Annotated in this window: 12 protein-coding genes; 10 read left to right on the top strand and 2 right to left on the bottom strand. The window is 37.6% G+C overall.

What is annotated here, in order from left to right:
• The first annotated feature begins 147 nt into the window (after positions 1 to 147).
• The 10 genes from M0R16_08060 (at position 148) to M0R16_08015 (ending at position 21,551) form a co-directional block, all read left to right on the top strand.
• Positions 148 to 4,236, top strand: a complete 4,089-nt coding sequence (locus M0R16_08060; GenBank protein ID MCK9612842.1) for a PEP-utilizing enzyme — start codon at positions 148 to 150, stop codon at positions 4,234 to 4,236.
• A gap of 113 nt (positions 4,237 to 4,349) precedes the next feature.
• On the top strand, positions 4,350 to 5,603 hold the full coding sequence (locus tag M0R16_08055) for a DUF1659 domain-containing protein (GenBank protein MCK9612841.1): 1,254 nt from the start codon (positions 4,350 to 4,352) through the stop codon (positions 5,601 to 5,603).
• A gap of 42 nt (positions 5,604 to 5,645) precedes the next feature.
• Positions 5,646 to 6,911 (top strand): amidohydrolase family protein, encoded by a 1,266-nt coding sequence (locus M0R16_08050; GenBank protein MCK9612840.1) that lies wholly within the window; start codon positions 5,646 to 5,648, stop codon positions 6,909 to 6,911.
• 19 nt (positions 6,912 to 6,930) lie between these two features.
• Positions 6,931 to 8,301 carry a dihydropyrimidinase gene (gene hydA, locus M0R16_08045; protein MCK9612839.1) on the top strand — a complete coding sequence of 457 codons (1,371 nt, stop codon included), beginning with the start codon at positions 6,931 to 6,933 and terminating at the stop codon, positions 8,299 to 8,301.
• Between the two features lie 187 nt (positions 8,302 to 8,488).
• The gene (locus M0R16_08040; protein ID MCK9612838.1) at positions 8,489 to 14,689 is read left to right on the top strand and encodes an MG2 domain-containing protein; all 6,201 of its coding nucleotides are present in this window, start codon (positions 8,489 to 8,491) and stop codon (positions 14,687 to 14,689) included.
• Positions 14,690 to 14,808: 119 nt separating this feature from the next.
• Complete coding sequence (locus M0R16_08035; protein ID MCK9612837.1) at positions 14,809 to 15,396, top strand: hypothetical protein; 588 nt, start codon at positions 14,809 to 14,811, stop codon at positions 15,394 to 15,396.
• Positions 15,397 to 15,406: 10 nt separating this feature from the next.
• A complete protein-coding gene (locus tag M0R16_08030) occupies positions 15,407 to 16,087 on the top strand; it encodes a hypothetical protein (protein ID MCK9612836.1) in 681 nt (226 codons plus the stop codon).
• Between the two features lie 40 nt (positions 16,088 to 16,127).
• Positions 16,128 to 18,920, top strand: coding sequence for a right-handed parallel beta-helix repeat-containing protein (locus tag M0R16_08025; GenBank protein ID MCK9612835.1), 2,793 nt, complete (start codon positions 16,128 to 16,130; stop codon positions 18,918 to 18,920).
• Positions 18,921 to 18,931: 11 nt separating this feature from the next.
• Complete coding sequence (locus tag M0R16_08020) at positions 18,932 to 20,992, top strand: right-handed parallel beta-helix repeat-containing protein (GenBank protein ID MCK9612834.1); 2,061 nt, start codon at positions 18,932 to 18,934, stop codon at positions 20,990 to 20,992.
• Positions 20,993 to 21,011: 19 nt separating this feature from the next.
• Positions 21,012 to 21,551, top strand: coding sequence for a hypothetical protein (locus M0R16_08015; GenBank protein ID MCK9612833.1), 540 nt, complete (start codon positions 21,012 to 21,014; stop codon positions 21,549 to 21,551).
• A gap of 56 nt (positions 21,552 to 21,607) precedes the next feature.
• Here M0R16_08015 and M0R16_08010 read toward each other — a convergent pair whose 3' ends face one another.
• The gene (locus M0R16_08010) at positions 21,608 to 21,985 is read right to left on the bottom strand and encodes a 30S ribosomal protein THX (GenBank protein MCK9612832.1); all 378 of its coding nucleotides are present in this window, start codon (positions 21,983 to 21,985) and stop codon (positions 21,608 to 21,610) included.
• Positions 21,986 to 22,061: 76 nt separating this feature from the next.
• Positions 22,062 to 22,709, bottom strand: a complete 648-nt coding sequence (locus tag M0R16_08005; GenBank protein ID MCK9612831.1) for an RNA methyltransferase — start codon at positions 22,707 to 22,709, stop codon at positions 22,062 to 22,064.
• Positions 22,710 to 22,744 lie beyond the last annotated feature (35 nt).

Here is a 22,744-nt window from a genome sequence, read left to right as displayed (position 1 = left end):
CCCACTATTTTTTTTTAAGAATATGCAGGTGAAACTAATAAAAGTAACAGCCTGTATCTTATATTAAATTATTTAACAGTAATCAATTACGAGTCAAAAATATTTACGAACTTTGACAGGAAATACGGTTTTTCAACACTTGATGAAATGAAAGAGCCATTACAGTCTAAAGCACTTGAAGTCAATCTCACACAAACTCAGCAAAGTGAAATTGTTTTTGAAGAAAAATACGAATGGTTGTTAGGGCTTTCAACCAATTACTGGGGAATCCATGAACGTACATTGATTTTTTTCAATGAATACCACCATACTTATGCTAACCAGAAGTTGATCAGCGATGACCTGAGGCGAATTTTCCTCGGCGACTTCTGGTTTTACTCTCAATGTAGTGAAAATGATAAAGCCCTCAGGATCATTCTGGATATTTTTCAGGAAAGCCTTGAAAAAAATAAGAAAAGTGATGTTTTTGAAACAGTATTCCCCACACTTATTGAATACCTTGCATTAAATGCCAAGCAGGATAAACCAGATGTGGATTTAGTGAGAGATGGTCTCAGTATTGTGAATAAATGGGTTTCGGAAAACCATCCGGTCGTGCTCCGTAATTCAACGTTCATTAAGAACCAGCTTGGCATTTTACATGTCCATGAAATTCTCGGAGATGATTTTTTTCTTTTGTTACACACCCTTGCGGGAAAAGTGATCCATTTCTGGGCAGAAACTTCGGATGTTGAAATATGGTATAATAAAAACAGAGAATATTTAAGCAAAGACTTTAACAGGGAACTGAAAAACATTGGAAAACCATTTTTTGACAAGCTTATCAAAAAGTGGGGAAGCATAAAAAATTTTGAGGAACTCGACAAAGAACTTCCGCTATTTCTTGAGCTAACAGATTATTTCTCAAAACACACGGATGCTTTTGATGTTATCACCGACCGGTTTTATTTTATTTTGTACCTCATGCATATGCCGGGGATGGCGCATATTAAAAACAAGCTACTTGTAGACCTGAACAGCTTGATAAGAAAAATATTTTCAGAAATTAAACCCGAACAGGTCGGACCATTTATGGATAATATTTTTTCGCTTTTCCATGAATTGCATAAAGAACATAGTTCTACTGTTCTTGACTGCATTTCTACGATGGGCAAAGAAATTATCCATTACAACCATGAAGAAATCATACTGAAATTTGTACAAAAATTAATTGCTTTACCGTTTGTTGCTCCCGGCCAGTTAAGACTCAGCACCGAGTGGCGCACTATGGTTGACCCCAGCCATATAAAAAATATAAGGGTATGGCTTGAATTGTTTGAAACGGCGCCGGACAAATATTCTAGGCTGATTGCCGCACTTACTGTAAACCTGAAACTGAAAGGCATTTTTATTTTCGACACGGATCTTTTCCAGAAAGATGTTACTGCATTGTTGAATTCGGATATTCACCCATACTTCAGAATGATTAAACAACTTTGCAGAATATTTCCTGTATATTTTAACGAAATTGGTGCTGAAGGCGAACTAAGGGATATCACAACTGCTATTGATGAGCTTACAGCCCGTCAGGATAAACTGATTCACTTTCTGCGCAAATTGGTACATATTGAAAGCAACAACACCCATATAACACTTACACAAAAGATATTCAATTTTTGGGTAAATGGAGATATAGCAATACTAAAACCTTTATTACCGGCAGACGTAATGGAAAGCATTGATTTGAAAGGGAAATGGGTGTTGCCAATGCAAAACCTCATAGCGAAGGTAGCTGAAAAAGCTCATGTTAAAAATGCAGCCAACTTATTAGAGGAGCACCCTGACAAGATCGACAAATGGGTCAGTACGATCACCGGGGAGTCGCTGGTAAACAAGAAAAGGTTGATGATGTTATGCCGCCTATACTATATTCTCATTGAAAAATATTCATTTAGTGCTGTTAACATTACAAAAAGCGTACGTAAATATAATTTTATCCCGCTTGGTGATGTTGATTTGCTTGAAGATTCGTTGACCAAAAAGAACCGGGAGGCCTCACTGAAGTATATATTCAATTTTATCGCCATACTCAAAAAAATCATCCTTAATGATGAAAAAACTGAAGGTTGGGAAAATATTTATCATAAAAGGCATGTAGCATTTGGTATTCCGTCCATGTATGGTGAATACCATGAACGGCGTTTTGAAGCGCTGGGACTGATCTATAAATTAGAACAGGCCGCCCTCGTGATTATGGAAGAGTGGGTTAAATCAATCAACCTGAATTATATTACAGCAAAGACCCTTGAAAAAATCGATTCTGTTATGGAGCTTTATAAAGAGGGACTCCTGCTTGATGGTATTGAAAATACGGCATTTAATTCCAACCTGAGCATGTTCAGTTACAGCCTAAAATCACAAAGTTTTTCACTCAGTCAGTATACCAATATTTTTGGTTTCATGGGAGATAACATACGTGAGATCATCAACAAATATTTTTTCAGGCCTTATGAAGAAGTCCTGAAAATGATAGTGCCACAAATGCGTGCTAACCATAACGATCCTGGCCCTGATGGACAGAATTTCCTTCATGCTCAATCGGAGGCTTTTTATCGGGATATGCTTTCATCCTCTTTTATGTTGCAGAGCCTGGACAATTTTATCGCAGCTGTGCTGACCTCTTTAAGAAATATGGTCGATAATTTCAGCATCGACAAGATCCGCGACATCATGTCATATAACCCCGACATGGTAATTAGTACACTATATGACCAATCTAAAAATATCGATAATCAGGTGTATATCGGATCTAAAGCCTATTATTTAAAGAAGCTATACTCTCTGGGTTATCCTGTTCCGCATGGTTTTGTTATTACCACAGAGGTATTTCGCAGAAAAGAGACTATTCTCCAGAATAAAATAATGAGCCGTGAGATTGATAATATGGTCTTGGCACAAATTAAAAAACTGGAAAAATTGACAAACAGAGAGTTCGGAAACCCTCTTAACCCACTGATGCTCTCCGTGCGATCGGGCACGGCTGTTTCCATGCCTGGGGCCATGAATACTTTTTTAAATGTGGGTATCAATGAGCAAATCATCGAATCACTCAGCAAACAGCCAAATTATGGATGGACATCCTGGGATTGTTATCGAAGGTTTCTTCAAAGCTGGGGAATGGCATCAGGATTATCACGTGATACTTTTGATCAGATCATGATTGATTTTAAAACTTTGTATAAAGTAAACCAAAAGGTTCAGTTCACCCCTGCACAGATGAAGGAGATTTCTTTTGCTTATCGCGAAGTTTTAAAACAAAACCACATACACATTGAGGAAGAAGTCTTTCCACAGGTTCGGCAGGCTATTCTTAATGTCTTTGATTCGTGGAACTCCGACCGCGCCAATGTGTATCGTAAACATTTGCAAATTGCTGATGAATGGGGCACGGCTGTCGTCATTCAAAAAATGGTTCTGGGAAACATCAATTATACTTCAGGTACGGGCGTGGTATTCACACATAATCCGCATTTAAATAAACCAGGAGTGCATTTGTATGGCGACTACTCGCTGGTCAGCCAGGGTGAAGATGTGGTTGGCGGACTGGTTCACGTACTTCCTATTTCGCGTAACCAGGCTCATGGCCCGGCAAAAGAAAAATCCCTTGAAGAAAATTTCCCACAGATTTACAAACGGATTTACGATATTGCTTGTCAGCTTACGGAAAAACATGGATTTGGCCACCAGGAGATCGAGTTTACCTTTGAATCAGAACGGATGGAAGATTTTTACATTCTTCAAACCCGCGACCAGGATGTGCGATCCAAAGACAAAGCGCAACAATTTGCACTTTCGGGAGCTAAAACCAAACTACTCGGACAAGGTATCGGAATTGGAGGCGGCGCCATGAATGGCATTCTGATTTTCGATACCGAGGATATGAAAAATTTGAGAAAGAAATACCCTGATAAAAAACTTATACTTGTCAGGCCGGACACTGTCCCCGACGATATCGGCATCATATTCGGATGCGACGGTTTATTAACAGCAAGGGGTGGAGCTACTTCACATGCTGCAGTGACAGCCGCCCGATTGGGAAAGATATGTATCGTCAATTGTACAGACCTTGTGGTGTACGAACGAGAGAAAAAATGTGTGATTAAAAAACAAGTGTTAAATGTAGGAGATGAGATCGCCATCGATGGAACATTTGGCAATATTTATAAGGGGCATTATCCTTTGATAATGCCGGAATGATAAGAAATAAAATACTTAGATACAGCAATGAGGATTAATTTCGTAATCTTAATAAATAATATAAATCTATAATAACTATTAAAAATATATAACTTCAAAAACATTACAATAACATGAAAACAGAAGTAAAAAGCAAGAATTATCTTGGCATCAACAGTCTTGGCCGTATTGGGAAATTAACACTGTGGAACCAGCTGGTCACGCGTCATTTTGAAGGAATTGTAATTAACCTTGGCCGCAAATCAGGTAAAAAAATTGAGGATATGGTTCAAGCTCTGGGGACAGATTCTACATACGGAGATCTGGGAAATTTTTTGTACGGACAAAAATCACGCAGAGATATTATTACAGTCGTTGACCCGGAACAATTTCTCTTTGATATTGATGGCATGCCTGTAAAAATCCTTACCGAAGAGCGTAACCCGGCATCAATACCCTGGAAGAAAGAACAGGTACAGATCGTTGTTGATTGTACCGGTCAGTTCGTAGACCCAACCGTTCCCGCCGATAATCCCAAAGGCAGCCTGCGTGGCCATCTGGTTGGAGGTGCGGAAAAAGTAATTGTAAGCGCTCCTTTTAAGATTAAAGAAGCCGGAAAAAAAATGCCTGAAGACAGCATCATGATGGTCTATGGGATCAACCACCTGGAATATGACCCACACAAGCACCATGTTATTTCTGCTGCCAGTTGCACTACTACAGGACTGTCACACATGATAAAACCATTGATGGAAGATCGTTTTACATCAAAGATTCTCACTGCATCCATGTCAACGGTGCATGCGGCCACCAAGACACAAAGCGTTCTGGACGCTTTACCCAAGGCAGGAGCCAGCGACCTCCGCAAAACCCGGTCAGTTTTTAACAACATAATCTTATCCACCACAGGTGCAGCAAAAGCACTGGAATCTATTATTCCACAGATACAGGAAATAGGTTTCATGGCTGATTCTGTGCGGATACCGACTTCCACGGTATCGCTGATCACTTTGAATATTACCTTCAATTCAGGCTTGGATGAAAAGGGCAATCCCATTATCAACCAGAAACACATCAACAATATATATAAAAATGCCGCAGAAGGCCCGCAGAAAGGCTTGCTGGTGTTTTCAGAAAAACAAAATGTCTCCACCGACCTCCTCGGATACAAAGCAGCAATTGTCATTGAAGGCCATGAAAGCCATACCCGTACGGGTTTCATCAGGCTTCCTGCCGACACAATGAAAACATTCGGCATCAAAAATCCGGTCGATGTCAACATCCCTGTCACACACGCCAAGATCTTCGGTTGGTACGACAATGAATTCGGAAGTTATGTCAACCTGCTTGAAAAACTGACGACCTATGTCGATCAATACCTTCGTTAGGGATTAACTAATAATAACAAACTTTGAAGCGATAAACAGCCTATGTCAATCCTGCTAACCAACGCAACGTACATCGATTACCAGACACTGGAATTCATTCCATGCAACATCCTTATCGAAAGCAGCCCTAAAGGCCGCCTCGTTTTCACGTCAAAACAGGATAATAACGTTGATATAAAGATCGACTGTACCGGAAAATATGTTACTCATGCTTTCGGTTGCGGGCACCACCATGTGTATTCAGCGCTTGCCACCGGTATGCACCCACCAAAAAAAATTCCGGAAAATTTTCTTGAAACCCTCCAATATATCTGGTGGACACTTGACGTATGCCTTGACAATGAAATGATAGAAGCCAGCGCACTCGCCACAGCAATTGCTTGTGCAAAAAACGGTGTCACCTTTGTAATCGACCATCACTCCTCGCCTGCCGCCATCAAGGGTTCGCAGGAAATTATCGCCAGAGCATTCGACCAAGTTGGCATTTCACATCTTTTGTGTTATGAAATTTCAGACCGCAATGGCGTCCAGGCTATAAGCCAATCATTTGAAGAAACAGAGGATTACCTTTCGAAGCGTCAGGGTCTGGTTGGGCTTCATGCTTCATTTACCTTATCAGACAGTACGCTGAAGCACGCAAAAAAAATAACTGATAAATACCATGCAGGTATACACATACATGTTGCCGAAGATCCGCTGGATCAACAGCAATGCCTTGAAGAACATAATAAAACTGTGGTAGAACGGCTTTACGATTTTGGCCTGCTGAGCCAGCAAAAAACCATACTCAGCCACTGCCTGCATATCAACGATTCTGAAAGAAAACTCATCAACCACTCCGGGGCCTGGATTGCACAAAATACGGATAGCAACTTAAACAATAAGGTTGGTTTTTTTAATTCCAGAGGTATTGAAAAGAATGTGATGCTCGGTACCGACGGCATGCACAGCGATATGCTCAAAAGTGCAAAAACAACTTTTTTTGTCGGGCAGAATTTCGACAAGATCGATTATTCTGAGACATACCAACGGTTCAGAAATGTTCACCGCTATATTAAGGAAAATGATTTCACAGGCGATGATGATAACAACCTGGTGGTGCTGGATTACAATCCGGTTACTGATTTTAACACCCGGAATTTTTATGGGCATTTTATTTTCAATATTGAAGCAAAACATGTGCAGCATGTGATATCCAACGGGCGGCTGATAGTGAAGGACAGAAAGGTGGTAACGGTGGATGAAAATGAAGTAACGAATCATACCAGGGAACTCAGTAAGAAGTTATGGAAAAAAATGACGGAATAAGCATTTACACTTTGTATAAATGAAAATCCTGGTTAAAAATCCAATCATTGTAAATGCTGACAGTACCGACAAGGCTGACATACTGATGAAAGGCGACAAAATTGCCGAAATAGCTCAAAATATTGAAATTCAGGAAAGTGTTCAAATAATTGACGCCACAGGTTTGTATGCTTTTCCCGGTGGCATTGACCCTCATGTCCACCTGGAATTGCCGACACCGGTAGGAAATTCTTCAGATGATTTTTACACAGGAAGTATGGCGGCATTGGCAGGAGGCACAACAACAATTATTGATTTCGTAACTCCTATACGCGGGCAATCTATCATCGAAGCCATAAAACAGCGAAAAAAAGAAGCGGAAAAATCACTTATTGATTACAGCCTACATTGTGGCATCACTTCTTTTAATGAAAATACTGCTGAAGAAATCAATCAATGTATTCATACCGAAGGCATCACTTCCTTTAAAGCTTACCTGGCATATCTCGACACTATCGGGATAAATTATGATGAGCTCAAAAAAATCATGCAGGTAATTGCCGGCAATGATGCAATACTTGCCATACATTGTGAAGACGGGGAAGAAATTTACCACTTGCAGCAAAAATTTTTATCTGAACAAAAAACATCTCCGGCTTACCACTCATTATCAAGGCCCGAAAATGCCGAATCTGATGCCGTGGCAAAAGTGATTAAAATAGCAGAAGAAACTGCATGTAAGACTTATATTGTGCATGTGTCATGTAAAAAAGCTATAGAAATCATTGCTAGATGTAAATCACATTTACACCTATATGCTGAAACCTGCCCTCACTATTTGTTACTGGATGAAACAGGGTATCATAAAAATTTCCCTGATGTTTTGAAATATATTCTTAGCCCCCCGCTCAGAAACAAAAAAAGTCAGGATGCCCTCTGGGAGCATATTGCTGACGGAACCATTGACGTAATTTCCACCGACCATTGTCCTTTCAATACGTTTGGGCAAAAAGATGCCGGAGCTGAAAACTTCACCAAAATTCCCAATGGTGCCGGTAGCATTGAATACCGCCTTCCGCTTTTATTTACTTATGGAGTTCTGAAAAATAAAATTTCGCTTAATCGTTTTGTGGAATTAACTTCTGCAAATGCCGCAAAAATATTTGGCTTATACCCTAAAAAAGGTGTAATAGCAGAAGGCTCCGATGCGGATATTGTGCTCTGGAATCCTGATGCCGAAAACATAATTTCTGTAAAAACTCAGTTTCAGAATTGCGATTCAAATATTTACGAAGGCTTTCCTGTTAAAGGTGTGCCGGAATATGTTATCCGGGGAAGCCATGTAGCTTTTGCACACGGGAAACATAATGTTGAGAACTTAAAAGGAAATTTTTTGAAAGGAATTAGGTAGCGCAACTGTCGGGGTGACTGACAAGAGCGCAAGCCTTGTGCACAGTCACCCCGACAGTTATTATCAATGCCGTTAGCGGTAGTACGGCTTAGAGCCGCGATACCGCTTATAGGGAAAAAATTTTCTCTGCCTTTATGGATTTTTTCCGATATTGCATCTATGAAAGCAAAATTTTAAAAACCAACTTATGAAAACTTTCAAAATCATTGCCCTGGCGCTCATTATTTCTGTGTCAGCCATTGCCGTTAAATCAATACTTCCGGCTTTTATACATCAGAAAACTATTGCCGAAACGATTTCGGTGAATGACGACTACAAAACACTATGGGCTAAAGCCGATTCTTTGGTGAATAAAGGCCTTACTCGCTCAGCTATTGAAGTGGTGGAAGTTATTTATCAGAAAGCCAAAGCGGAAAATCATACGGGCAACTTTGTAAAAGCAGTTACTTACAAGCTCCGGCTTGAGTCATACATAAGTGAGGATGACTATGTGAAAGAAATAAATGACCTGACTGCCGAAGTGGCAGAAGCAAAATTTCCAATAAAACCCGTCATTTATTCAATGATAGCTGAAGTGTACTGGAAATATTACCAGAATAACCGCTATAAATTTCTTAACCGAACGGAAACGGTGGATTTTGTTCCTGAAGACATAAGGACATGGGATTTGAGAAAAATTGTTGAACAATGTATAAAATATTATCAGCTATCGCTTGATGACAGCGAAAACCTAAAAAAAACCTCTATCGAGGTGTATGATGAAATACTTGTAAAACAAGGCAGCGACTCCAAAAATTTCAGACCTACATTATATGATTTCCTTGTGCATCGCGCCATTGATTTTTTTGCCAACGAAGAACCCGGTCTGGTGAGCCCGGTAAATCGTTTTGAAATTGATAAAGCAGAGTATTTTAATCCCTATGATAAATATTCAAATCTGAACATCGGCTCTGATGATAAATATTCATTAATATATTATGCGTCAAAATTATTTCAGGACCTTTTAAATTTTCACAAAAACGACTCCGACCCCAGGGCGCTCATTGATGACGACCTGAAACGTCTGAAATTTATCAGGCAGAAGTCAATACACCCCGACAAGGACACTTTGTTTATGCAGTCGCTTGAGGCGCTTTACAAAAAGTTTGAATCATTTCCATCTTCATCGGAAGTGATTTATGAAATAGCAAACTATTATTATATTGAAGGAAACAAATACAGTTCTACCAACGATGAAGCAGATAGATGGAAGCTGAAGAAAGCGTATGATATTTGTAATACGGCCATCAATAAATTTCCTGATGCTTTTGGAACCGCAAATTGCAAGTACCTTCAGGCGAAAATTAAAGAAAAGTCTCTTTCTTACACAACCGAAGATGTTAACATACCGGGAAAACCATTCAGGGGCCTTCTTAATTACCGTAACCTTAACAAAGTTCATATAAAAATATGCAAAGCAGATTATGAATGGTATGACAGGCTCACCTATCGTTATTATTATGATGAAAAAATTGTAAAACAACTCATCAAACTTAATCCATTAAAACAGTTCAGTATAGATTTAACAAACCCCGGAGATTATCAATCACACGCTACTGAAATAAAAATTCCCGAACTGGAATCAGGGTTTTATGTCGTACTTATTGGTACGGATATTAATTTTACTTATAACACCGAAGCATTATCCTATGCTACTTTCTGGGTGTCGAACCTTGCATATCTTAAACGTTCGTTGTTAAACGGAAATGTTCAGTTCATTGTAACCAACCGTGAGAACGGAACACCGCTAAAAGGCGTAACTGCTCAGGTTTATAACGAGATTTATAATTATACCACACGTGAATACGAATACCACAAGGGAAACAGGTACTATTCAAATGATGACGGTATGTTTGAAGTTGTTCCTGGTAATAACTATTATTATAACTCTTATGTAGAATTGTCATGGAATAGTGACAAACTAAAGTCTTCAACTTTTTATCAGTACAGAGCACATAAAAGTGAGAAAAAGAAATACTACAAGACAGTTTATTTTACTGACCGTATGATATACCGCCCCGGTCAGACAATCTATTTTAAAGGTATTCTGATGGAAACCGATGGAACAACTACAGAAATAAAACCAGGTGTTGAAACAAATGTTATTTTATACGATGTAAATTATCAAAAAATTTCGGAGGTTAAACTCACTAGCAATGAATACGGCACATTCAGCGGTTCGTTTGTGATACCAACCGGACTGCTTAACGGCCAGATGCATATTGCCGATGCATGGGGAAGTATTTATTTTTCTGTTGAAGAATATAAACGCCCGAAGTTTGAAGTGAAGTTTGAACCGGTGAAGGGTACCTATAAACTGGGAGAAAAAGTAACTGTGAAAGGCACTGCAAAAGCTTATGCAGGCGCAAATATTGATAATGCACAGGTGAAATATCGGGTAGTGCGTACAGCCCGTTTCCCTTATTGGTGGTATTATTGGTATGGATATTATCCAAACTCACCACAGATGGAAATAACCAACGGAACTACAACAACAAATGATTCGGGAGAGTTCACCGTTGAATTTACTGCTGTGCCGGATTACACAGTTAGTAAAAAATCAGACCCTACTTTTAATTACCTTATCAGTGCTGATGTAACTGACATTAATGGAGAAACACGTTCATCACAAACAAGCATGAATGCCGGATATAAAGCCCTGTTGGTGAATGTTGATTTGCCTGATGAAATTGAGAAAACGAGCAAAGACCCTTATGTCATTTCCACTACTAACCTGAGCGGCACTTATGAATATGCTAAAGGCAACATAATTATTTATAAGCTGAAACAGCCCGACAAAATATTTCGCAATAGACTGTGGAAAGAACCCGATATAAGGCAAATTTCAAAAAACGATTATTACCAATGGTTTCCTTATGATATGTATGAAAATGAAACCAACACATCAAAATGGGCAAAAGAAACCAAGGTGCTTGAATACAGTTATGATACAGAGCAGGATTCGTTGCTGAAAATCCCTAACCTTCAGGCATGGCCATCCGGGCAATATGTTCTGGAAATAAATTCTGTGGATAAGTTTGGCGAAAAAGTGCAGTCATATTCGTATTTTACTGTCTATTCCAACAATGACAAAACCATACCCCTTAATGATTTTGCATGGTTCTCAACTTTAAAATCCAAAGGCGAGCCTGGTGAAGAAGCCGCTTTTCTTATCGGAACAAAAGAGCAAAATGTGAGCGTGCTTAAAGAAGTTGAAGTGGGAAATGTTATAGTGCAGAAAGAATGGATAAAAATCAACAACGAACTTAAAAAAGTTACTGTCCCTATTAAGGAAGAATACCGTGGCAATTTTGCCGTTCATTTTACATTTATTTGCCAGAGCCGGGTTTTTCAGCACGATGTGAACATAGAGGTTCCCTATACAAACAAAGAACTTGACATTAGTTTTGAAACATTCAGAAACAAGCTTCAACCCGGGCAGACTGAAGAATGGAAAATAAAAATTAAAGGCAAAAACGGAGAAAAGGTCGCTGCAGAAATGCTGGCGGCAATGTATGATGCTTCGCTGGATGCATACAGAGCTAATTATTGGGCTTTGAATATTTACAACTATTATTATATGCAGCGCTCATGGGAAGCTTATCACGGGTTCTCTACTGTTGGCTCAAGAATATATTCTTTAAACTGGAACCCATATGTTTATTTCAAAAACAGGTATTACGATTATCTTAACTGGTATGGATACGATTATAATAACAGGTATAGCTACAATCGTTATTATGATTACACAACCATGGATGGAGATTACTATGAAGCTGACCAGTCTGTTGTTTTAGATGGCATTGTTACTGCAGCCCAAACTGTTACAAGAAACGGGAAAAAAGCTGCAAAACCTCAGGGTGCATTAGGGGGTAGCACAGGCGAGGATTATTTTGAAGAAAGCGAAAAAAATGATGAAGATAATAATATCCCAAAAGACAAATCAAAGGAATCTGGATGGGACAAGGGAGAAGGCCAGGATATTAATTTTGGTGAGATAAAAACACGTACTAACTTCAATGAAACTGCATTCTTTTATCCTCATTTGCTAACCAGTGAAAATGGAGAAATAGTAATTTCTTTTACTGTGCCGGAAGCACTTACCAAATGGAAATTCATGGGGCTGGCACATACTAAAGATTTAAAATTTTCGCAAATTCAGAAAGAAATACTGACACAAAAAGACCTGATGGTGGTCCCCAACCCGCCACGTTTCTTCCGAGAGAATGATAAGATTGTTTTTAATTCAAAAGTTACCAACCTTACCAATGATTCCCTGACAGTTTATGTTTCACTTATGCTGTTTAATGCAGAAACACAGAAGCCGATTAATGTAATTACCGGAAATATTGACCAGGTGAAGTGTGTGGGAGTACCTAAAGGACAAAGCATTGCTGTGGAATGGGAAATTAAAATACCAGAAGGAATACCTGCCATAACTTATAAAATAGTAGCAAAAGCAGGCAATTTCAGCGATGGAGAAGAAATGATTATTCCTGTGCTCACCAACAGGATGCTGGTTACCGAAACCATGCCCCTGCCTATAAGAGGAAACCAGATTAAGGAGTTCAATTTTGAGAAGCTGATAAATGCATACAAGTCAAACACGCTGGTTAATTATAAACTGACGCTTGAATTTACTTCCAATCCTGCCTGGTATGCTGTTCAGGCGTTGCCTTATTTGATTGAATATCCTTACGAATGCACCGAACAGATTTTTAGTCGTTTTTACGCAAACAGCATTGCGACATTTATTGCAAATTCTAACCCCAAAATAAAGGAAGTGTTTGAAAGCTGGAAGAACATCACACCAGATGCCTTATTATCAAACCTTGAAAAAAATCAGGATTTGAAATATGTTATGTTACAGGAAACCCCATGGGTTTTAGAAGCAAAAAATGAATCTCAGGCGAAACGCAACATCGGTGTCCTTTTTGAAATTAAACGTATGCAGAACGAAATTGACCGCGCTTTACGCAAACTGGAGAAACTGCAGGTATCAAACGGTGGATGGACATGGTTCCCCGGCATGCCGGATGACCGCTATATCACTCAGCATATTATTACAGGATTCTGTCATCTCGACAAACTTGGTGTGCGGGATGTTCGTGACCAGCAAAAAGTATGGAACATGGTTAAATGCGGTTCGCGTTATCTTGACGACCGCATCAGAGAAGATTACGAGTGGTTGCTGAAGTATGGCGCTGATATGGATAAAAATCATCTGGGAGGGATACAAATCCAATACCTTTATGCACGCAGCTATTTTATCAAAGAAATTGCTGTGGAAAGCAAAAATCAAAAAGCATTTGATTATTACTTTGGCCAGGCACAAAAATACTGGCTTGAAAATAATCGCTATCTGCAAGGAATGATAGCGCTTGCATTAAATAGAATGAATGATAAAATAACTGCTGCAGGTATTATTAAATCTTTGAAAGAAAATGCAATATTCAGCGAAGAAATGGGAATGTATTGGAAAAATATGGATTATGGCTATTACTGGTACCAGGCTCCAATAGAAACTCAGGCATTACTGATAGAATGTTTTGATGAAGTGGCCAACGACCAGAAATCTGTAGAAGAGATGAAGGTATGGCTTCTCAAACAAAAACAAACTCAGAACTGGAAAACTACTAAAGCCACAGCTGAAGCCTGTTATGCAATGTTATTACGAGGAACTGACTGGCTGGCGAAAGAGCCTGAAGTAAGCATCATGTTGGGAAGCATACTTGTTGACCCTAAAAAAACACCGGAAATAAAGGTTCAGGAAGGTACAGGTTATTTCCGCACTTCCTGGTTTGAAGAAGCTATCAAGCCGGAAATGGGAAAAGTGAAAGTTACAAAATCCGATGATGGCGTAGCATGGGGCGCCCTCTATTGGCAATATTTTGAACAGCTCGATAAAATTACTCCAGCCGAAACACCTCTCAAACTGGAAAAAAAGTTATTTGTTGAACGCAACTCGGAACACGGGCCGGTAATTACGCCAATAACTTCCGATACTAAATTGAAATTGGGTGATAAAATTAAAGTTCGTATTGAATTGCGCGTTGACCGCGACATGGAATATGTCCACATGAAAGATATGAGGGCTTCCGGCTTTGAACCCATTAATGTAATTTCAAAGTATAAGTATCAGGGTGGAATTGGCTATTACGAAAGCACCGGCGATGCAGCAACAAACTTTTTTATCTCTTATCTTAAAAAAGGAACCTATTTGTTTGAATACCCCTTGCGTGTAGCCCAGAAAGGAGATTTTTCAAACGGAATTACCTCGATACAATGTATGTATGCCCCCGAATTTTCGGCACATTCCGAAGGAATACGGGTGAAAGTTACCGGATAGGTAATTAAGAACTAACAGGTTTTAACTATAAATGATTACGAAAAATTTATGATGTAAACCTGTTAGGTGTTTGTTGAAATATTTACTATTTTAGTAGCTTAAAACCAAAACATTATAAAATGTTTGCATTTGGAAATAAACACCCGTATCACGAGGTTGTAATTTCAACACAGATTAAGAGCAGCAGCCCTGTGGCAATAGCTGTTCATGAACAAAGACCATATGTTGTAAATGCCTCAAAACTTTCTACTTTTTGTGGCAGCATGCGTTCGGGCGTGGGCATTCCATATGATATTACCACTAAATCAGGGAAGCCTCTGGCTGAAGATATGCTGGAAATTATTTTAACTGCTTTTTCAAAAGCAGGAGTTAAAGCTATCCCTGTTACCACTCGCTCAGGCCTTTCAAAACAAGCATTTGTTGATGAACTTAAAAAAGCTGAAGCTGCACGTTCAATTTATATCAGCATTCTGGAATGGAAAACCGATACTTATATGAATGCCAGTTTACATTGCTTATTACACCTTGAAATATTTGATAATACTGGAAAAACAATTGCTGAAAGCAGTGTTAAAGCAAGCGGTGAAAATTTCGGCGGCAGTTTCTGGAATCCGAAAAAAGCTGCCAAAAAGGGCTCACTCAAGGCGATGAAACTAAAGCTGGAAGCATTGCTGAATGTCCCTGCTGTTATAAATGCATTTGATTAAATTTCAGTGAGTGTACTTAATCCGTAAGTGTAAATATTGGATAACCCTTGTATTTTTTTTCTGCTTTGTAAAATTAGTAGCTCAGGAAAATGTAATTCCTGTAAAATGCGATAGCGTTTATTATGTTACATTACTTGATTCTCTGAAAAAGTCATTTTCTAATTGCATAAACATTCCTGAAGAATTTGAGTTGTCATTTTATACTGCTATCTCCCATTATCCTGAGCTTAAAGAGATTCATATTGATATGAAACTGAAACAAATGAATTTCAGTATGGCAGCCAGGCCCGCAAAGAAATTATTTGCAGAAAGAAAAAAACGGGGGTACAGAATATATGCAAATATAAAAAAGAATTTTAAGGGAATACTCCCTGTCAAACTCAGCTATAACCAAAAAGTGGGCATATTGGGGCATGAGTTAGCACATATACTTGATTATACTAATAAAAGCTTATGTCGTATGGTAGGAACAGGATTAGGGTATATGTTTATTCCATACCGAAGAAAACTTGAAGCTGCCACTGATTTAGAAGCCATAAAACATGGGTTGGGCTGGCAAATTTATGATTACGAAAATTATATTATGAATCTTTCAGAAGCATCTGAAAAATATAAAAACAAAAAAAGAAAAATTTACCTGAATGAAAAACAGATTAAAGAAATTATAATTAAATATTACCCCGAATACTAATAAAAAATCTCATATCTGTATACTGTAATAATATTGCAACATGAAAAAGTATCACACTCCCTGTAAGTTTTTAATATTAGTTTTCTTTTTTACATTATTTATCCAGGCATATTCCAACAATTATACAGTAGTAAATACATTAAATTCCGGGAACGGTTCACTGCGAGAAGCAATTACCAATGCAAACAGTCATGCCGGTGCCGACACAGTTGCATTCAATATTCCTGCTACCGATGCCGGATATAACAGTGCCACCGGGACATGGACAATCACACTTATTTCCTTGTTACCATATTTGGCAGATATGACCGGAGGGCTTATTTTTATTGACGGAAATACTCAAACTATCAATCAGGGCGATTCAAATATTTATGGTCCCGAAATAATAATACACAGCAATACTTCACTTTATTTTTGTTTTGCTTTGGCATCGCCTAACAGCACCATTCGTTCCCTAATAATTAATGGTTTTGCTAATGCAGTAGTGTTCAGTAACAGCACCTGTATCAACTCGACTTTAAGAGATATGTTTATTGGAACTAATTTTGATGGTTCATTAGCAATACCAAATAGCATTGGAGTTATTATTAATAATGGAGCATCAGCAAATAATATTCTTAACTGTTTAATTTCTGGCAATACTGATTATGGAATTGCAATTTCCGGAGCAAACAGTAATAATATTAAAGGAAACAAAATAGGTTCAGACCTTACAGGTTTAAAAAAATTATCAAACCAATATGGTGTTGTTATTGATACTTCTAAAAATAATGTTATTGGTGGTACAACAACACAGGACTTGAATCTTATATCGGGGAATTTGGTGGCAGGGATTGTTATCAATGGGACAACTTCTTCCGGGAATCAAATTAAAGGGAATTACATAGGCACTGATATCAACGGAACAGATAGCCTGCCTAATGCAAGCGGAATAATACTGGCCGGGGCGAATAATACTACTATCGGAGGAAATACCGCAGGCGCAAGAAATATTATTTCCGGTAATTATCAGGCGGGCATTGTGATGAATGGAAGCGGTACCCGTTTAAATAGCGTGAAAGGAAATTATATCGGCACTAATAAAGACGGGGATAACTTTATAAGCAATCATACCGGGCTTATACTCAAAAGCAACAGTAATAAGAACATTATTGGTGGCACTTCTGTCGGCGAGCGTAATATTATTTCCGGAAATATTGAAATAGGAGTTTATATAGAGGCCTCCGACAGCAATACAGTTCAGGGAAATTATCTGGGCCCTGACGTAAGTGGAAATAATACTTTTATGATGGGAGACAGTGCATTGCAAGGCAACGGAATTGAACTAAACACTGTTTCGAAATATAATACCATTGGGGGTACAACTGCTGCAGAAAGAAATGTTATTTCCGGAAACCGCGTTTATGGGCTCATTTATTACGGTAATAGTTCTTACAACAATACTTCCGGAAACTATATCGGGGTAAATGCCGGGGGAACAGAAAAATTGGCTAATGCAACAGGAATTTGTGTTGACGGTGGTTCTAACCATAACCAGATTAATAATAACGTTCTTTCGGGTAATAAAAGTTACGGTATTTTCTTCGTAACTACTGGAACTTATTATAATGAATTTAAAGGCAATAAAGTTGGAGTGAATGCAACAAATACTGACACCATTCCCAATTATATCGGTGTAATAATTGCAGCCGGAACTAAATACAATATTATCGGCGGGACTGAACCCGGAGAAGCTAATAATATTAGTGGCAATTATTATGATGGGATTGAAATAGTCGATTATGGAACTGATGACAACCAGATTATTGGGAACATTATCGGGGCGTCTGCACCCGGTGGTTTTGGTAATTATAATGGAATAGGCATTGCCACAAATACTCGTAATAATACTATTTCGTATAACACTATAAGCGGCAATAAATATATGGGTATTATTCTTTTCGAAAATGCAAATAATAATGTCATTTCATATAATAAAATTGGTGTTACCGGGATAAATAATGATGCCTGTGGAAATGGAGCTTCAGGAATAGTGATTTCAAAAGGCTCTTCTGATAATATGGTTGGCCCGGAGAACATTATTGCATGCAATGACACCGCAGGAATAATTATTAACGATGATAATTCTCTTTATAACACCATAACTCAAAATGCCATTTATAGAAATGGTGTTTCTCAAATTGATATATTTCCACCGGGACCTAACCCAAACGATCCGGGGGACTGGGACAATGGCCCCAATCTGCTAATGAATTATCCTGATATTTTTTCCACAGGATATGATGCAGGCAATGGCCTGACATTTATTACCGGGATCATGGATTATAACTACCAAAACCCTGCAGGGACGAGAATAGAACTGTTTTGCTCATATACTAATTCAAAGGGTATAGGACAATGTCTGAATTATCTGGGTTATACCTTTGTTGATTCTACAGCCAACTGGTTGTTTTTTGCAGAAGGGATAAACCCGGGTGATTCCATTGTAGCGACAGCGACAGATATTTATGGAAATACTTCAGAAATAAGTACAGATTTTTTTGTGATTGCAGGAATTGATGAAAGCCATCCCTCCTCTGCTTATGCAGAAATTTATCCTAATCCTGCAACAACAGGATTCAACATAAGCATAAAGCTTGATAAAACTGAAACGCTGAAATTGTGCCTGTTTGATATGAAAGGACAAAAACTTAAAGAACAAATATTGGGCATTACAAAACCTAGGGTAAGTAATTATTATATTGACATCAATGATTTTCACAATGGTTTGTATTTCGTTTCCCTTGAATCAGAAAGCGTAAAATTAGTGCGGAAGCTTTCAATCCTTAAGTAAAGAAGATGATTATGAGAAAGTTGTTATTAATATTTTTATTTGCTTGTTGTACAAAGGCATTTGCTGTAGATTTTATTGTTACAAACACTAACGACAACGGCACAGGCTCTTTAAGAAATGCTATAATTCAGGCCAATGCCAGTCCGAGCGGCTCCCATCAGATTTTATTCAACATCCCAACCTCTGATATTAATTTTAATTCCACACAAGGCACATGGACAATACTCCCATTATCCGCCATGCCTTATATTACCAAAGGAAATATTTCTATTGATGGCACATCACAAACAATTAATCAGGGGAACACAAATAGTAATGGACCTGAAATTATTTTGGATGGCAACAGAACCGTTGATTTTGCTTTTCATATTTTCAACGTTTCAAATGTTATTATTAAAGGATTTGTTATCTGCAATTTTACCTATGGCATTCAGATTTCACAAATGACCGCCAATGCTTCACAATATAATGTAATTAAAGGAAATTATATTGGCACTAATTATAATGCATCGGACACAGCAGGAAATTCAATAGGGATAGAAATTATCGGAGGCCCTCAATACAACACTATCGGGGGAACACAAATTGCTGACAGAAATATTGTTTCCGGGAATAACCATATAGGCATTCGGATTGTAAATGCTAATAACAATATCATTATAAACAATTATGTTGGAACTGACCGCACCGGAACTTATGCACTGCGCAATTATGATGGAATCAGTATTGAAGGGACTGCTAAATATAATGTTATTGGCGGCTATACCGTGGCTGAACGCAATCTGGTTTCAGGCAATGTAGCTTATGGAATTCCTGTTTTTGGCGCTGGATGTGATAACAATGTCATTATTGGAAATTATATAGGAAGCGATATAAGCGGAAGTTATAAAATACCCAATACTTATGGAGTCTTGTATGATGATGGGGCAAAATTCAATTTGCTTGGCGGAAAAAAACAGGGCGCTGGAAATTTAATTTCCGGGAATAGTGGTTACGGAGTTTTTATTTATAATAATTCGACAAATAGTGATACAGTAACAGGTAATTTAATTGGCACAACAGCAAATGGAATGGATTCGTTATCTAATACTATTGGAATTGTTATTGATGGAATACCACGTTATCATATTGTGGATAGTAATGTAATTTCCGGAAACCGCCAGAGCGGCATTGTGATTCATGCAACCGGAACGGATTATAATGTGATAACAAGAAATAAAATAGGAACCGCAATAGATGGTATTTCCCCTTTGCCAAATGAATTAGATGGTATCAGAATAGGAGAAGGTCCAAGAAAAAATATTATCGGTATGCCCGGAAAAGGAAATATTATTGCATTTAATAAAGGGAATGGAATTACCATTATGAATGATGGCGACTACTATAATAAGATTTCCGCAAATTCCATACATCACAATGCAGGATTAGGAATTGATCTTTATCCAATGGGAATAACAAATAATGATGCCAGCGATGCTGACATCGGACCAAATATGCTTATGAATTTTCCTGTGATAACATCTGCTGAATATAATGAAGCCTCCGGAAAATTTCTTATCGAAGGATATATTGATACTCAACTATCTCAATATACAACCATTGAATTATTTAAATCAGATGATGATGCCTCGGGTTTTGGAGAAGGTGAAATCTATCTCGCATCAGTTGTACCTGATAATACAGGAAATTTTTCTGTAGAAATAACATCAGGGATATGGGGAGGAACTAAAGTTACAGCTACTGCAACCGATTCATCTGGCAATACATCGGAATTTTCGGCATCAACCCATGTAAGTAAAGTTCCTGTTTTTATTTTTAATGAAGAAAAAATACATGTATTTCCAAACCCCGCAATAAACAATGTATACATAATTTTAACAAATTATATAGGGAATATTCAACTTAATATTCTTAATCTGCAAGGTGAAAAAATTTTTAATGAAAGTTTTCCCATAACATGTAGATATTTTGTTAGAAAAATTGATGTTAGTAATTTTGAAAGTGGAATATATTTTGTAGTTATACTTAATGACGAAGGAAATCATTCATTCATAATAGCTGTTCTGAAATAATACTTTAAAACCAATTTATATGCTTAGGTTCGAGTCAAGAAATTTTATTTTACTATCCTTTTTAATAATAATATTAAATCAATGCCCCGCACAGGAAATCCCCGATACCGTAATAATAAATAATTATAAAACTGCTGTGAAAACGCAGGCAGATTCTATGATTTTTTGGTTACAAACCAATCAATTTGAAAAATATATTCACGTACATCATCCAGGATTAATCAAAGCTCTGGGCGGTGAAAAAAACCTGCAAGCCGAATTAACAAAGAGCTTTGTTACAAGAGGAATGCAAGTTATCTCTTATGTAAATAACATACCTGAAAAATTTATTATCTCTGAATCAAATATACAATGTGTTTTTTCACAAATTCAATTAATGAAATTAAATTTTAAAAAAGTTGAAATCAGCTCGACAATTATAGCAATCTCTTATGATATTGGGAAAACCTGGTATTTTATTAATACAGGAGGAATGAGCAGGGAACTTCTGAAACAAATTTTGCCAGAAATAAATGACGGTCTGATAATCCCACCTCAGAAAACCGTTTCAAGAGAATAAAAAAAAGCATACTGCCTGTAATTGCAGTATGCTTTTCAAAATATGAATTGAAATTATTATTTTTTACTTTTTGTTGCTTTTTGAGCAGCAGGTTTATCAGCTTTAGCTTTTGCCTCCTTCTTTGCAGGAGCTTTTTTAATTTCTTTTTTTCCCTCCTTAGGCTTTGTTTCCTTAGCTTTTGGTTCTTTTACCTTCTCTGTTTTGGGCTCTTTAGTTTCTACAGTTTCTTTTTTTGCTTTAGGAGCTTTTTCTTTTTTTGGTTTTTCTTCAACAATTACAGGCTGTTCTATTACCTCTTCCACAATTTTTATTTTTTGAGGCTCCTTAGCTTCAACTACAGGAACAAATTTCTTTGTTTTTTTTCTTGGTCTTCTTACGCCATGGCTGCCAATCCAGATTTTACCCCTTCTTGATTTTTTATCACCTTTTCCCATATTATATTTTTATTTTTTTGTTTTGATTTGCAAAAGTATAAAAAATGTTAATTCAATGGATAATTTTATGAGTTATTCATTTTTTTTCGAATTCTCGCATAAGAAGTTCCGGATTTTTTAAAGTATTTTTTATCCATTGAATTTTTATGTTGGTTATTTCTTCCTCATTCAAATGCCATTTTATATTAGATTTCCTCAACCTTGAAGTAATACTGTATAGACAAAGTGCTACTGAGACAGAAATATTAAAACTCTCCGTGAAACCAAAAATTGGGATTTTTACAAAAAGGTCTGCATTATCCAGAACATCTTCGCTTAAGCCATCTTTTTCTGTTCCAAAGAACAAGGCTATCTTGTTGTTGAGGGGAAGTTCTTCAATTAGATAATCATTCTTGTGCGGTGAAGTTGCAGCAATGTTATATCCACTTTCTTTTAGTTTAGCAATGCAATCCTTGGTATTGTTAGCAGCCTGATTGTATTTTATTAGTGTCAACCACTTTGATGAACCCAGGGCAACATCAGGATTTACTTCATATTTGTTTTTATTCTCGATAATATGTACATCCTGAATTCCAAAGCAGTCGCAGGAACGTAATACAGCACTGGCATTATGCGGCTGATAAATGTCTTCCAATACAACACACACATGGCGAGTACGTTCACGAATGATTTCATTAAATCTTTCCATACGGGCTTCTGTCAGAAAACTACTGAGATAATTCATAAGTTGTATGTTGTATAATTTGTCAGGCATATAAA

It is taken from the genome of Bacteroidales bacterium (genome assembly GCA_023228145.1).
Taxonomy (GTDB): domain Bacteria; phylum Bacteroidota; class Bacteroidia; order Bacteroidales; family CAIWKO01; genus CAIWKO01.
Note: the sequence above shows the minus strand (reverse complement) of the source record. Positions and strands in the feature narration are given on the sequence as shown.

What these genes read in the sequence shown, in the direction of transcription:
- M0R16_08010 (MCK9612832.1), bottom strand. Translation starts at nt 21,985, where the DNA reads ATGGGAAAAGGTGATAAAAAATCAAGAAGGGGTAAAATCTGGATTGGC.
- M0R16_08025 (MCK9612835.1), top strand. Translation starts at nt 16,128, where the DNA reads ATGAAAAAGTATCACACTCCCTGTAAGTTTTTAATATTAGTTTTCTTT.
- M0R16_08035 (MCK9612837.1), top strand. Translation starts at nt 14,809, where the DNA reads ATGTTTGCATTTGGAAATAAACACCCGTATCACGAGGTTGTAATTTCA.
- M0R16_08055 (MCK9612841.1), top strand. Translation starts at nt 4,350, where the DNA reads ATGAAAACAGAAGTAAAAAGCAAGAATTATCTTGGCATCAACAGTCTT.
- M0R16_08060 (MCK9612842.1), top strand. Translation starts at nt 148, where the DNA reads ATGAAAGAGCCATTACAGTCTAAAGCACTTGAAGTCAATCTCACACAA.
- M0R16_08050 (MCK9612840.1), top strand. Translation starts at nt 5,646, where the DNA reads ATGTCAATCCTGCTAACCAACGCAACGTACATCGATTACCAGACACTG.
- hydA (MCK9612839.1), top strand. Translation starts at nt 6,931, where the DNA reads ATGAAAATCCTGGTTAAAAATCCAATCATTGTAAATGCTGACAGTACC.
- M0R16_08005 (MCK9612831.1), bottom strand. Translation starts at nt 22,709, where the DNA reads ATGAATTATCTCAGTAGTTTTCTGACAGAAGCCCGTATGGAAAGATTT.
- M0R16_08020 (MCK9612834.1), top strand. Translation starts at nt 18,932, where the DNA reads ATGAGAAAGTTGTTATTAATATTTTTATTTGCTTGTTGTACAAAGGCA.
- M0R16_08040 (MCK9612838.1), top strand. Translation starts at nt 8,489, where the DNA reads ATGAAAACTTTCAAAATCATTGCCCTGGCGCTCATTATTTCTGTGTCA.
- M0R16_08015 (MCK9612833.1), top strand. Translation starts at nt 21,012, where the DNA reads ATGCTTAGGTTCGAGTCAAGAAATTTTATTTTACTATCCTTTTTAATA.